The 403-nt window shown below is 39.2% G+C and carries 1 protein-coding gene; it reads left to right on the top strand.

Annotated features, from left to right (window positions below; translation table 11 throughout):
• The coding region (locus LI015_RS28085) for a hypothetical protein (RefSeq protein ID WP_227126790.1) at positions 1 to 296 on the top strand (296 nt) is incomplete at its 5' end.
• Positions 297 to 403: the final 107 nt, after the last annotated feature.

Here is a 403-nt window from a genome sequence, read left to right as displayed (position 1 = left end):
AAAATAGGCCTTCTGATAACCAGATTTCTTCTTACGATTTTCTTAAGATGCACAATTTCGGCATACAACCCGGCTTGCCAATTACATTTCCAGAAAAGATTCCCCTGCGACTCATGGTAAAAAACAGCCCTTTGATAGCCAAGATTAATGCAAAAACTTTTCAAGCCACCTTGAACACTCTTATCATCTGCCCTTTAAAAATATCGGCTGAAAAAAATACCCCCTCACTATTAGTCCAGTTTCAGCCCCCTTTTGATAACCTCAAAAATTCATTTTCGTTAAAAGTGCACATATAACTTTGGTTATTTTTACTCAGTTTGTCACGCCTCAAATGGTTTATATTCTTTCCCTCTGTACTAGATATTCCATTGGGTACTTCTTGGCAGGCCACCATGGGCCAGGG

It is taken from the genome of Enterocloster sp. 210928-DFI.2.20, assembly GCF_020554465.1.
GTDB lineage: Bacteria > Bacillota > Clostridia > Lachnospirales > Lachnospiraceae > Enterocloster > Enterocloster bolteae.
Note: the sequence above shows the minus strand (reverse complement) of the source record. Positions and strands in the feature narration are given on the sequence as shown.